The 12,990-nt window shown below is 46.4% G+C and carries 10 protein-coding genes; all 10 read right to left on the bottom strand.

Annotated elements, in window-relative coordinates; translation table 11 throughout:
- Positions 1-68: 68 nt before the first annotated feature.
- On the bottom strand, positions 69-467 hold the full coding sequence (speD, locus tag PIL01S_RS28240; RefSeq protein ID WP_095293297.1) for an adenosylmethionine decarboxylase: 399 nt from the start codon (positions 465-467) through the stop codon (positions 69-71).
- Between the two features lie 336 nt (positions 468-803).
- On the bottom strand, positions 804-1,391 hold the full coding sequence (locus tag PIL01S_RS28235) for a non-ribosomal peptide synthetase module (RefSeq protein WP_127541059.1): 588 nt from the start codon (positions 1,389-1,391) through the stop codon (positions 804-806).
- 267 nt (positions 1,392-1,658) lie between these two features.
- Entirely contained in the window at positions 1,659-2,318 is a 660-nt protein-coding gene (gene yihA / locus PIL01S_RS28230) for a ribosome biogenesis GTP-binding protein YihA/YsxC (protein ID WP_127541107.1), read from the bottom strand.
- Positions 2,319-2,479: 161 nt separating this feature from the next.
- Positions 2,480-4,819 carry an endopeptidase La gene (gene lon, locus PIL01S_RS28225; RefSeq protein WP_127541057.1) on the bottom strand — a complete coding sequence of 780 codons (2,340 nt, stop codon included), beginning with the start codon at positions 4,817-4,819 and terminating at the stop codon, positions 2,480-2,482.
- Positions 4,820-4,906: 87 nt separating this feature from the next.
- Positions 4,907-6,664 (bottom strand): ATP-dependent protease LonB, encoded by a 1,758-nt coding sequence (gene lonB / locus PIL01S_RS28220; protein ID WP_127541055.1) that lies wholly within the window; start codon positions 6,662-6,664, stop codon positions 4,907-4,909.
- A 168-nt stretch (positions 6,665-6,832) separates the two neighbouring features.
- A complete protein-coding gene (gene ispG / locus PIL01S_RS28215; protein ID WP_095293293.1) occupies positions 6,833-7,930 on the bottom strand; it encodes a flavodoxin-dependent (E)-4-hydroxy-3-methylbut-2-enyl-diphosphate synthase in 1,098 nt (365 codons plus the stop codon).
- A gap of 121 nt (positions 7,931-8,051) precedes the next feature.
- The gene (clpX, locus tag PIL01S_RS28210; protein ID WP_095293292.1) at positions 8,052-9,305 is read right to left on the bottom strand and encodes an ATP-dependent protease ATP-binding subunit ClpX; all 1,254 of its coding nucleotides are present in this window, start codon (positions 9,303-9,305) and stop codon (positions 8,052-8,054) included.
- Between the two features lie 12 nt (positions 9,306-9,317).
- A complete protein-coding gene (gene clpP, locus PIL01S_RS28205) occupies positions 9,318-9,908 on the bottom strand; it encodes an ATP-dependent Clp endopeptidase proteolytic subunit ClpP (protein ID WP_091001992.1) in 591 nt (196 codons plus the stop codon).
- Between the two features lie 376 nt (positions 9,909-10,284).
- Positions 10,285-11,625: a trigger factor gene (gene tig / locus PIL01S_RS28200; RefSeq protein ID WP_127541053.1), complete on the bottom strand. Its 1,341-nt coding sequence runs from the start codon at positions 11,623-11,625 to the stop codon at positions 10,285-10,287.
- Positions 11,626-11,760: 135 nt separating this feature from the next.
- Complete coding sequence (locus PIL01S_RS28195; protein ID WP_127541051.1) at positions 11,761-12,603, bottom strand: hypothetical protein; 843 nt, start codon at positions 12,601-12,603, stop codon at positions 11,761-11,763.
- Positions 12,604-12,990 lie beyond the last annotated feature (387 nt).

Raw genomic sequence — 12,990 nt, 5'->3', positions numbered from 1 at the left:
CTATCTATAATTCGGGATCATTGCTTCCTTCCCAATATGTGAACATTACTCATGTTTATCTACATCAATTAGACCAGTTCGATGGGTTGCATTGTCGGTGTTACGACCTGCAGTTCACCCAATCCACGCACCAATTTCTTAGCGTACGTTTTCTCCGGTTTCAAAACGGATACCAGGTAGTCAATGGCCAGCTGTGGGTCTACCGTTTCACCACAAGTGTAGCAGTCAATCGCCGCAAACCCTCTCTCAGGATACGTATGAATGGAGAGATGGCTCTCTGACAATAGCACAAGTACTGTCGCTCCTTGTGGCTCAAACTGCTTGGATTGCACGGACATTACTGTCGCACCACATGCCTCTGCAGCTTCAACCAGTTGGGCTTGCAGATACTCTGCACTGTTCAGTAGATCAAAGTCGACACCCCAAACATCAACAGCAACGTGTCTTCCGAAAGTTGAATATTCCATCCTTCGGTTCCCCCTTCCTAGGAATAAAATGTTTGAAAATTTCATCCGCTAGGACCTACGTCATTCACTTCCCGAGGGAAAAACCTCTCGCAACATATAATGTCCTGAGTGAATCCTGGTTCCTATATTCTTTTCAACGAGAATAAAAATAACATCTATTTTAAAGGAATGCAACCCTTTTTTTACAGTTAAACAAATAAATTATTGCCAGCCTAAATGAACGCATCCTTCACAAAAAATCCCCTTCGGAACCTGAACCGGCAAGTGCCTGTGATCAGAATCAATAAGGGGATGGATCAAGCATTTAAAGTCGTATAACGGGCGTCTTAAGGTTCGTTAAGCCTCAAGTTCAAAGAGCCGTTTTTGGTGTCGAGCAAGTCTCGCATCAATCTGATGAAGTTCTTCAGGAACGGATGTATGAATCCTAGTATCCAGAAGTGTGTCCACCTCTGCATATAATCGGTTAATTTCACGCTCAACATCCCGAGCCTGGAACTGACGCTGTAATTCAAGCAATGTGTTTTTGTATTCATAAATCAGTCGGGTATTTTCCCCATTTTGTTCTACAATTTTACGAACAGAGCCTTGAGCATAAACATACGTCATGGTGAATTCTTCATAAATCCGATGAACAACGCCGTCACCCTTGAAGGTCATAAAGAGTTTTCGGACAACGTTGGTCAGATGATGGTTTACCAGACGGCAAGACAACTCACAGATGTAAAACCCTTTCTGACGGTCAAAAGGAAAATGAACTTCCTCTCCACTGACATCTGCAAGCACAATTTCCTGACAACCATTATCAAGCACCTTAACCCGGTGATGAATCCGGCCATCGTCCGATATGCGCAAAAACTGATGCATCTGGGGTTCTGACAATTTAAAAGTGGCATTAACATACTCTGTGGCTAACCGCTGAGCCATACAAATCTCCTCAATTCTTCCCCGATTGTTTTGCCTTCCTGCTTATGGGCAGTCATCTCAAAATTCTTCAGGCCGGCAAAGCCGGTATTTTTGTTCCTGTGGCATGAACGCACCTACATTCATTATACACCACCGCCAAACCGATATGCTCCAGAACAAAACAGTGAATTCTCATAAAATCCCATGAAAATATGGATATAATCGATCATTCTTCTTTATTCAGCCAGCTTACTCACTTTTCCGCATTAACATGGCACAATCTCTATATCATCCGTTAATTTCGGTGTTTTCTTCCTCTTCTGGATTACCTTCTGCATCCATTACTTCTGGTGCATATTTATCTATGCGGGCATGGCGGGTGATGATGTCCCACAACTCTTCTTTACCCAATCCTTCTTCTGACGAAAACGGTACAAACAAGTCTCCTGGACGTAGATCGAGCGCTTGCTTGATGACTTTAATATGTTTGGCTCTGCGTGTCTTTGGAATCTTGTCCATTTTGGTTGCTACGACTACCAATGGCAATCCGTGATGGCGAAGCCATTCATTCATCATCTTGTCATCCTTGGACGGTTCATGTCTCATGTCCACCATTTGCATGACAAGCTTCAATTCCTTGCGACCGAGCAGGTACTTCTCCATCATTTTACCCCAGGCAAAGCGCTGCTCCTTGGAAACTTTGGCGTAACCATAACCCGGAAAATCGACAAAGTATAGATCCTGGTTAATTTTATAATAGTTCAGCTGCTGCGTTTTACCCGGTGTCGAACTTGTTCGTGCCAAATTTTTGCGGTTAATCAAACGATTAATCAGAGATGATTTGCCCACGTTTGAACGTCCCGCCAAAGCAATCTCCGGCAGGCCATCATCGGGATATTGTTCAGGCCTAACGGCACTGATAATAAATTCGGATTGGTTTACTTTCATCATATATCTGTCCTCTCTGGATCTCTTGTTCTTGCATTAGAAGCTAATAAACGTATTATGCCTTGGATCATTGTTCTATCATACCAAAAAAACCGTTCCAGCGGACGCCGAAGCTTCCGCAGAACGGTTCATTCTTCATACGCTCCCTTGGTTAACCGGATCTACAGGTGAATTCCTGTCTGCTCCACGAGTGCATGCTGCAGCACCTGATCCATATGGGCTACTGGGACAAATTCCACATCTTCCTTGATGCTGTCCGGAATGTCTCGCAGGTCCCGTTCGTTATCCTTGGGCAATAATATTTTTTTGTAACCGGCGCGATGTGCTGCCAGTGATTTTTCCTTCAAACCGCCGATAGGCAGCACGCGACCACGCAGCGTAATCTCACCCGTCATCGCAATGTCTTTCGACACATGTTTGTTCGTCAATGCAGAAATCAAAGCTGTAGCCATCGTAATTCCTGCAGAAGGTCCATCCTTAGGAATGGCTCCCTCAGGTACATGGATGTGGATATCATTCTTCTCATGGAAGTCAGCCGGAATGCCTAACTGGGCCGCTTTGGACCGGGTATAACTGAATGCTGCCTGAGCAGATTCCTTCATGACATCACCCAGTTTACCAGTCAATGTCAGTTTTCCTGTTCCAGGCACAACCGTGACTTCAATAACAAGCGTATCTCCACCTACTTCGGTCCATGCAAGCCCGGTTACGGTACCAATCTGGTCTTCCAGTTCGGCCATGCCGTAACGGAACTTGCCAGGTCCAAGATAGTCCTTGATTTCATCCGGTGTGATATTGATCTGACCTTCCGCACCAGATACGATATTTTTAGCCGCTTTCCGGCATAGTGAAGCCATCTGCTGTTCCAGATTCCGTACGCCAGACTCGCGGGTATATTCACGAATGACACGGAGCAGGCTGTCATCGCCAATCTCCAGCTGTTCCTCTTCCAGACCATGATCACGCTTCTGCTTCGGCAGCAGATAGTTTTTGGCAATCTGCAGTTTCTCGATCTCCGTATACCCAGGAATATTGAGCATCTCCATCCGATCAAGCAGCGGACGTGGAATGTTGTGCACCGTATTGGCGGTCGTAACGAACATGACGTTGGATAAGTCAAAAGGCAGTTCCACAAAGTGATCGCTAAACGTACTATTCTGTTCAGGATCAAGTACCTCAAGCAGCGCTGCAGATGGATCCCCGCGGAAGTCTGATGCCATTTTGTCGATCTCGTCCAGCAGGAAAACGGGATTAAGTGAGCCTGCTGTTTTCATTCCCTGAATGATACGCCCAGGCATGGCACCTACATACGTACGACGGTGTCCACGAATCTCCGCTTCATCCCGCACGCCACCGAGGGAGATTCTTACAAACTCCCGGCCCAGCGATCTTGCGATTGAACGGGCAAGTGACGTTTTCCCTACCCCTGGCGGACCAACCAGACAGAGAATTGGCCCTTTAAGCTTTTTGACAAGCTTTTGAACTGCCAAATATTCAAGCACACGCTCTTTTGGTTTTTCCAGACCGTAATGATCGGCATTCAGCACATCTTCAGCTTTTTGAATATCCAGATCATCCTCTGTCATCTCGCTCCAAGGTAGAGCCAGCAGCCAATCCACATAGTTGCGAATGACCCCGCCCTCAGCGGAGCTGGCAGGCATTTTCTCCAGTCGGTCAATCTCTTTCTCGACCTTCTCCTTGACATTGTCCGGCAGGCCCAGCGTCTCCATCTGGTTACGGAGTTCCTCAACCTCACCCGCACGGCCTTCTTTTTCACCCAGTTCTTTTTGAATCGCCTTCATTTGCTCGCGCAAATAATATTCCTTCTGGGTTTTCTCCATCTGCTTCTTCACGCGCTGGCTGATTTTGCGTTCAAGCTCCAGCACTTCCCGCTCATTATTGAGAATGTCGAGAAGCTTCTCCAGACGTTCGCGAACATCAATGGTCTCCAGAATCTCCTGTTTATCCTTGATTTTCAGGGAGAGGTGACTCGTGATCACATCAGCCAGTCGGCCCGGTTCTTCAATATCGGACACAGCAGCAAGTGTCTCGGGTGTTACCTTTTTGGACAGATTAATATAATTTTCGAACTGGTTCAGAACCGTACGCATCAGGGCATCCGTCTCTGGATGGCTGTTCTCTTCTTCAGGCAGTTCCTGTGCCAGCACTTCGTAATATTCCTCGTTGTCCGTATATTCAATGATTTCAGCCCGTTCCAAGCCCTCCACCAGAACACGAATCGTTCCGTTTGGAAGCTTCAGCATTTGTCTTACCTTGGCTACGGTTCCGATTCTGAAAATATCTTCTTGTGTTGGTTCTTCAATGTTTACCTCGGCTTGGGAACATAGGAGAATCAAATGTTCTTCTACCATCGCTTTTTCTAAAGCCTTGACCGATTTCTCCCGGCCCACATCGAGATGCAGTACCATACTCGGGTAGACGAGAAGTCCTCTTAAAGGCAGTAAAGGAAAACGACGACCTTTCGCTTTGCTCGGTCCCATCGCTTTCGCACCTCCAATGGCTCTCAGGTTGTAGTCAATCATTATTCTATCAAATGTTCACATAAAAAACCAATTGAAGGGAAGCGCTTAGCAGCTTCCCGAATCAGTAACCTGTCCCGGACGGGTCAGGTCAGCACGTAAAAATGAAGCAGATGCTGGAGGGAAAATCTCTGCAGCGGGTGCTGCTGGCTCATCTGCGTGCTTCGATTGCTCCGCCTGCTGAGAATCAGGCACCCAGGCAAATACCTCACGAAAAACATCCTGAACCGTATCTACCGGAATGACGCGTAATCCATCCAGATTCTCAAAAATGGACTGCCAGTTTTCGGCGGGAATAATAACGGTCTTGGCTCCCGCCTGAAAAGCAGCCTCTACTTTGGCGAGCACGCCGCCAATCGGCTTCACCCGGCCATGAATGCTGATCTCCCCAGTCATCGCTGTCTCATGATCAACAGGACGTCCCTGAATAGCAGAGACAATTGCCGTGGCCATCGCAATTCCGGCTGATGGACCGTCAATTGGTGTTCCTCCCGGGAAGTTGATATGCAAGTCATAGTCATTCGGACGAAGTCCCATGGCTTTTAACACGGTTATCACATTCTCAACCGAACCTTTGGCCATGCTTTTTCTCCGGAGTGTACGCGAACCGCCTCCAATCTCTTCCTCATCCACCACGCCCGTAATATTGATTCGGCCCTGATCTTTGAGCACAGGCACGGCAGACACTTCGATCTCAAGTATGGTGCCCATATTTGGACCATATACGGCTAAGCCATTAACAAAACCAACCTGTGGCTGCTGAGGCACCTTGCGATCCGGACGCGGCTGGATTTGGCTGCTGCCAGCCACCCACTCGACATCCGAGGCCTGAAGGGTCTCCCTTTTTTCAGTGAGTGCCAGTCCGGCAGCGAGCTGAATAATATTCACTGCCTCGCGTCCGTTCGTGGCATATCGCTTGACCACTTCAACGGCATCCGGGCAAGGACTGAAGCCGATTTTTTGCACCGCGTCCTCAGCAATTTTCCCGATTTCTTCCGGCAATAAGGGTCTGAAGTATACTTCCATACAGCGCGAACGAAGCGCTGGAGGCAGTTCATGAGGCGAACGTGTCGTCGCTCCGACAAGACGGAAATCGGCCGGCAGGCCATTTTGAAAAATATCGTGGATATAAGCAGGAGTATGCGTGTCTTCCGAGTTATAGTACGCACTTTCCAAAAAGACCTTGCGATCTTCCAGCACTTTGAGTAATTTATTCATTTGAATGGAATGCAGTTCACCGATCTCATCGATAAACAACATGCCCCCATGGGCTTTGGTCACGGCTCCCGGTTTCGGTTGAGGAATGCCAGCAACCCCCATGGCACCTGCTCCCTGATATATCGGATCATGTACTGAACCGATTAAGGGATCGGCAATCCCGCGTTCGTCAAAACGAGCGGTTGTCGCATCCAGCTCTGTAAACTTGGCATCTGGCTTAAACGGTGATGATGGATTTTTTTTGGCTTCCTCCAAGACCACCCTGGCCGCTGCTGTCTTCCCAACTCCGGGAGGCCCATAAATGATTACATGCTGCGGATTCGCACTGCACAAGGCAGCCTTGAGAGCACGCAAGCCGTCTTTTTGCCCCACGATATCATTGATACTAGCTGGACGCGTCTTCTCTGCGAGTGGTTTCGTAAGTGAAATGGAACGCAGCTTACGCAGTTTCTCCAGCTCTTTGCGAGACTCACGCTCGACGGCACTGCGATTGGTTTTCTGGCCCCGAAGCAGATTCCAGAAATACAAACCAATCACCACACCAAAAAATAACTGTATCAACATGAAGACCATGCCTAAATCACCCATATCTCAACATCCTCCTGTTCTTCTGACTGTTCCCTACGGAATCATACTAATACATGGTAGTATAGCCGTTTCACCAACAGGTAAACGGTCCTGGCAGAATTTATGGATGTTAAGACAACAAGAGCCCGCCATTGCTGACGGGCTCTTGGTTAAGCATATATGAAACGATCAGTGCGAACGTCCTGGAATTACTCCTGTTGTTTCATAGGTTTCGACGATTTTATCGATTTCCTTTTTCAATTCCTCTACCATGATTTCCTCAGGCACTTTACGGATCATCTTGCCGTGACGGAACAAGAGACCTTCTCCGCGGGCACCGGCAATCCCGATATCCGCTTCTTTCGCCTCACCTGGACCATTCACCGCACATCCCAGTACAGACACTTTAATCGGCACCTTTAGTTTGGAGATATACTCTTCCACCTCGTTGGCAATAGAGAAGAGATCAATGTCCAGACGACCGCAGGTCGGGCAAGAAATCAACGTGGCGGCATTGGAAATGAGCCCAAAGGTTTTGAGCAGATCGCGTGCAACCTTGATTTCTTCTACCGGGTCTGCGCTGAGCGAGATCCGCATTGTTGAACCAATACCCATGGAGAGCAGTGCACCCATACCTGCCGAGCTCTTAATAGTACCCGAGAACAGCGTACCCGCTTCGGTGATTCCCAAGTGCAACGGATATTTAATGATCTGAGCTGCCTTGGAATACGCTTCAATCGCCATCGGTACGTCCGATGCTTTCAGTGAAACGATAATATCATGGAAATCAAGTTCTTCCAGAATACCAATGTGATACAATGCACTTTCTACCATAGCATCAGCTGTTGGATACCCGTACTTCTCAAGCAAATGGTTTTCCAGTGAACCCGCGTTAACCCCGATCCGAATGGGAATACCACGTTCCTTACATGCTTTCACGACTTCTTCCACTTTAGCACGTTTACCGATGTTGCCTGGATTAATCCGGACTTTATCGATGCCGTTCTCTATCGCAAGAAGTGCCAGTTTATAGTTAAAGTGAATATCTGCTACAAGCGGAATGTGGATGCGTTTCTTGATTTCTTTAATGGCCGCAGCAGCTTCCTCATTATTTACGGTTACACGTACTATTTGGCATCCTGCTTCTTCTAATCGCAGAATTTCAGCAACGGTAGCCTCAACGTCTGCCGTTTTAGTAGTACACATACTTTGGATAATGACTTCATTACTGCCACCAATCGTTATATTCCCTACTTTTACGGGACGTGTATCTTGTCTTAAATACATGAGTGATTTCTCTCCCCACAACGTCAAAGCTCCACCCTGACAGAGACATGAATTCGCCTTCTGCCAAAGTGGAGAACTGACAAGTCTATATTTCAGAGCTGAGCAGGAATGCTACCTTCAGTTAGGCACTTTCTTCCTGCTTATCGTCCTTCGATTGGCCAAGTTCAGGCACAACTCTTTTCTCAACGACTTCTTCGGTAATCACACAGTTCGTAACATCTTCACGTGAAGGTACTTCATACATGATTTCAAGCATGATGCCCTCAATGATGGCGCGCAATCCCCGCGCACCTGTGTTACGTTTGATTGCTTCTTTTGCAATCGCGAGCAATGCACCTGGTTCAAACACCAGATTCACATTGTCCAGCTCAAGCAATTTTTGATACTGCTTGGTCAGGGCGTTTTTTGGTTCGGAAAGAATCCGTACCAGTGTATCTTCATCCAGTGGCTCCAACGTGGAGATGACTGGGAGACGGCCTACAAATTCCGGAATCAGACCGAATTTCAGCAAGTCTTCCGGCAGGACCATACCCAGGTACTCACCCGGTTTGAGGTCTTTTTGTTCCGCAACGGTATTGAAGCCAATGACTTTTTTACCGATCCGGCGTTTGATCATTTGCTCCAGACCATCAAAGGCACCACCACAAATGAACAGGATATTTGTTGTATCAATTTGGATAAATTCCTGATGTGGATGCTTACGGCCACCTTGTGGTGGTACAGAAGCAACCGTTCCTTCCAGGATTTTCAGCAATGCTTGTTGTACCCCTTCACCCGATACGTCACGTGTAATGGACGGGTTCTCGGATTTGCGGGCTACTTTGTCAATTTCATCGATATAAATGATACCGCGCTCTGCTTTTTCCACATCATAGTCAGCAGCCTGAATCAGCTTGAGCAGAATGTTCTCTACATCTTCACCGACATAACCGGCTTCAGTCAACGAAGTCGCGTCAGCAATAGCAAAAGGAACATTGAGGATTTTGGCCATCGTTTGTGCAAGCAACGTTTTACCGGAACCTGTAGGTCCAAGAAGCAAAATGTTACTCTTTTGCAGTTCAACGTCCTCAATCTTGCTTTGTGTATTAATCCGTTTGTAGTGATTGTAAACCGCTACAGACAAAGACTTTTTCGCTTGATCCTGCCCAATAACGTATTGATCCAGAATATCGCGGATTTCTTTTGGTTTCGGTATATCTTTGAGGTCCAGTTCTTCGTCATGACCGAGCTCTTCCTCAACGATTTCGGTGCAAAGTTCGATACATTCATCACAAATGTAAACGCCCGGTCCAGCGACCAGCTTGCGCACCTGTTCTTGAGATTTACCGCAAAAAGAGCATTTCAGTTGCCCTTTCTCATCGTTAAATTTAAACATGAAACCACCCCTTTAGGAATTGATCGGTCTGCTGAGCACCTGGTCAATAATGCCGTACGCTTTGGCTTCTTCCGCACTCATGAAAAAGTCACGGTCCGTATCCCGCTCAATTTTCTCAAGGGGCTGACCTGTACGATCGACGTATATTTGATTCAGTTTCTGACGTGTTTTGATAATCCATTCGGCGTGGATTTTAATATCCGCAGCCTGTCCTTGAACGCCGCCAAGCGGTTGGTGAATCATCACTTCGCTGTTAGTCAGCGCATATCGTTTACCAGGCGCACCGGCCGTTAACAACAACGAACCCATGCTTGCTGCCATCCCAACGCAAATGGTAGATACATCCGGCTTGATATATTGCATCGTATCGTATATACCCATCCCTGCGGTGACAGAACCACCAGGTGAATTAATGTACAAGCTGATATCCTTCTCAGGATCGTCGGCTGCCAAAAATAAAAGCTGTGCTATGACAAGATTGGCTACATCGTCATCAATCGCACTGGTTAGAAAAATGATGCGATCCTTCAGCAAACGCGAATATATATCGTAAGACCGTTCGCCTCGATTGGTTTGTTCCACAACCATTGGCACCAGACTCATGAGACCAACCTCTTTTCTACATGTAATTAGACATAGGCTACCTGTAAAGCAAACCCAAATTCATTCTAACACGTTCCTGTGACAATGTCATTTTTCACAAGTAGTGTCAAGCATAAGTTAGTTTACTTTTTAGCCTGATCATATTTAACCATGTTTTCTATGTATGTGCAAATCGAAGGAATCCTATGCCGTTTAACCTTATTTTATTTGCATAAAGTACATAGGAGCTTGAAACAGTATATCCCTTCCCAACATTATAACCATCCATATTATTACTGAATCATCTATAAAATGGATGCCATAATTTAAAAATAAGGCACGCAATGATTCACGTGCCTTATCCTTTATTCAGCTGCTTGTTGCCTTACAGCTTGTCTTATTTTTCGTCAGATTCTGCAGCAGCTTCTTCAGCAGGAGCTTCAACTGGCTCTACAACTTTGCTGTTCTCAACGAGAACATCGATCGTTTTGCGCAGTTTAACTTCATCGCGAAGGCTGTCGAGGGAACCATTGCTCTCCAGAATGCCACGAATCTCTTCAGCAGGACGCTTGTAGGATTCAGCCATTTTTTCGAGTTCTTGGTTCACTTCTTCATCAGATACTTCGATGTTTTCCGCTTTACCTACAGCTTCAAGAACCAGGTTGTTGCGAACACGTTTGGAAGCATCGTCTTGCATTTGTCCTCTCAGGTCAGCTTGTGTTTGACCGGAGAAGCTCAGGAACATTTCCAGGTTCATGCCTTGGTTACGCAGGCGGTTGTCAAAATCACGCATCATGTTTTGCACTTCGCTGTCAACCATTGCAGAAGGGATGTCCACTTCAGCATTTTCTGCTACTTTTTCTACTACCGCATTTTCTTGAGCTGCTTTGAACTCATCTGCTTTGCGGGATTCGAGTTGTGTTTTCAGATCAGCTTTGTACTCTTCCAGGGTATCAAATTCGCTGACATCTTTTGCAAACTCATCATCCAGTTCTGGAAGTTGTTTGCGTTTGATTTCGTGTACTTTCACTTTGAATACCGCTTGTTTGCCAGCAAGTTCTGCTGCGTGGTAGCTCTCTGGGAAAGTTACTTCAACGTCTTTGAAGTCGCCTGTGGACAGACCCACAACTTGCTCTTCAAAACCTGGGATGAATGTGTTAGAACCCAGTTCCAAGGAATAACGCTCAGCTTGTCCACCTTCGAATGGTACGCCATCAACGGAACCATCGAAGTCGATAACTGCAACGTCACCGTTTTGTGCAGAACCTTCGTCGATTACAACGAGTTCAGCGTGACGTTGTTGAAGACGCTCAAGCTCTTCAGTTACTTCTGCATCTGTTACTTCGCCTTTAGCTACAGCAACTTCGATTCCTTTGTAGTCACCCAGGGTAACTTCAGGTTTCACTGTTACTTTCGCTTTGAACTTGAATGCTTGTCCTTTAGCGAATTGTTCGATATCTACATCCGGGCGATCTACCGGGAAAATATCCGTTTGGTCGATTGCTTCTGTGTAAGCTTCAGGAAGCAAAATGTCGATTGCTTCTTGGTACAAGCTTTCTACACCGAAACGAGCTTCGAAAATTGGACGTGGCACTTTACCTTTACGGAATCCAGGCACGTTCGCTTGTTTTACTACTTTATTAAAAGCTTTGTCGAGTGCTGCAGTTACACGATCTGCACCAACTTCAACTTCAAGAACCCCAAGGTTCTTCTCTATCTTTTCCCAAGTTGCTTTCATTGTATACTTTCCCCTCCAAAATTCACATGTTCACGTAGGCGATCACGTACAAAATAACCATTTTAGTATAAACAAGATTACATTCTTTTTCAAGGGGAATCCCTTGATGCGGTTTGAGGTAAACGTTTCCGGCCCTTATTGGCCCCCCAAACCTGCAGAAACAAACTGCTTCATCGAACGATATGCCTGCTCCAGACGGAAGCGCATCGCACCAGTTACAGCATACATTGAACGGGTATCTTCTTCGTCGTGGGAGCCTCCCAGGCTGTCTGCAACGGTCATATGTAGTGCTGCTGCCCATATATCTGTCATGGAATCATTATCTTCCAGCATGGAATCGTAATCTCGTGTTCCATACACCGCCATGACAAACTGGATCCAAAGTTCCTGTGCAAAATAAAAGAGTGTCGGTTCGTGAACTTCCGTCTGATCGGCCACTCGCTCGAGAATGCGCACGATCTGAAGCGGAAAATCCTCCGGACGCAGAGGGACCGTATCAATCTCCACTTCAACCTGCTCTTCCCCTCTTGTGAACGTGATGAAGCCCTGCGTACCGCGACGTCGCAAGGTTTGCAACACCCGGAACTGCAACAGTGGATGAAGAGATTTATCGGTCAACCAGCTACTGAGTGCCTCATCGATCTCCGGAAGTTCAAGATAGGCCAGCTGCTCCAATGCAAGCATCGTTTGTTCGGATAGCGGTTCTTCCATTACTGTTCGAAGCAGCTTATCCGCATATCCTTGATCCTGCTCCAGCTTGGACCTGGCGTGCTGACGTGCCATATCTTCCTCACTGATTTCCTCTTCTTCTTGTACATCCGGGGCAATAGAGGAATCTTCCGCATAATGAGGGAACGCAGCTTCAAGCCACTCCAGTAGAGCCCGCCATTCATCATAATGACGTTCTTCCTGTCCCTGACATTGCAGCAAGAAGCGAAGCAGATTCATGGCTTCCCCATATCGCTCATTTTCAAGCATGACAGTTAATTGAATCTGGTAATAGTCCAGCGTCTTAGGAAACAGAACAATATTGTTACTGTGCTCGTTTTCCGGGGTCGTGGATTCCTTGATAGGAGCACCTCCTCTATATCCTCAATCTCCAGTCGGAATCAACCATAAATAGATGTATATTAAACGAATGTCGATCTATTTTCTGAGTTCTCCTGATATTCTAACATAACCTTAAATATAATGAAAAAAACGTTCCCTGCCGCCAAACATCATATACGAATAAGTTATTTAAATAAAATGTTTGATATTCATCATTATTTATGATAAAATCATTTTTGCTTGAAAAAATTTATGTCTCAGTAGCTCAGCTGGATAGAGCAACGGCCTTCTAAGCCGTCGGTCGGGGGTTCGAAT

This window comes from Paenibacillus illinoisensis NBRC 15959 (assembly GCF_004000925.1).
Taxonomy (GTDB): domain Bacteria; phylum Bacillota; class Bacilli; order Paenibacillales; family Paenibacillaceae; genus Paenibacillus; species Paenibacillus illinoisensis.
The sequence above is the reverse complement of the archived record's forward strand: the minus strand, read 5'-3'. Positions and strand labels throughout refer to the sequence as shown.